Here is a 1,018-nt window from a genome sequence, read left to right as displayed (position 1 = left end):
GCGCTTGCGCTGCGCCGGCGCGGCGGCGCGGGCGGCGGGAATGGCGGGATGCTCCCAAACGGGGGCGTGGAAGGTCCGCGACATGCCGGCAGCGGCTACGCCGGTGAACGCAACGGTGCTTGTCATGATCGCGACACCCTCCTTTCGCACATGGCTTTCGTCTGTGTGCCGTTGAGGTTAGCCGCTAGCGGCCGCACCCGACAACACATTTTTGACCTGGGGTTTCGCCCGGCGCGGCTAGCTCGACGACTGGCGTTGCCTGACCAGCGCCAGCACGTCGGAGCCGAACTGCTCCAGCTTGCGGGCACCGATGCCGGGGATGGCGACCAGTGCCGCGTCGTCGGTGGGCAGCGATTCGGCGATCGCGATCAGGGTGTTGTCGGTGAACACCACGTAGGCGGGCACGCTCATCTCCTTGGAGATCCGCAGCCGCCAGTCCTTGAGTTCGGCGAGCAGCTGCTCGTCGATGTCCGACGGGCAGGTTTCGCACCGGCGCAGCATGATCGCCGGCGGCGCGGTCAGCACGGCGTTGCACACCCGGCAGCGTGGTGCCGGACCACGGGGCTTGCGGGGCCGGCTCGGTCCGTCGTCGCGCTGCGACTGGGGGGCGATGCCGTTGAGGAATCGCGACGGGCGCCTGCCCTGGCGTCCACCCGGGTTGCGGGCCAGCGCCCAGCTCAGCGTCAGATGCGTGCGCGCCCTGGTGACCCCGACGTAGAGCAACCGGCGCTCCTCTTCGACCGGTTCGCTGTCGGGGCCGTGGGAGAGCGCATGCGAGATCGGCAGGGTGCCGTCGGCCAGCCCGACGAGGAACACCGCGTCCCACTCGAGCCCCTTGGCGGCGTGCAGCGAGGCCAGCGTGACGCCCTGCACGGTGGGTGGGTGGCGCGAGTCGGCGCGCTGCCGCAGTTCGGTGAGCAGCCCGCGCAGGTCCAGCTGCGGGCGCTGGGCGACCTCGTCGTCGACGAGCTCGGCCAGCGCGACCAGCGCCTCCCACCGGTCGCGGGCGCGGGTGCCC

At 71.5% G+C, this 1,018-nt stretch carries 1 protein-coding gene; it reads right to left on the bottom strand.

From position 1 onward, the window contains the following. Window positions 1-237: 237 nt before the first annotated feature. Window positions 238-1,018 (bottom strand): HRDC domain-containing protein (locus tag ACXAID_RS28215; protein WP_475025450.1); only part of this gene is annotated, 781 nt, incomplete at its 5' end.

This window comes from Mycobacterium sp. ABE4_509 (genome assembly GCF_056160785.1).
The sequence above is the reverse complement of the archived record's forward strand: the minus strand, read 5'-3'. Positions and strand labels throughout refer to the sequence as shown.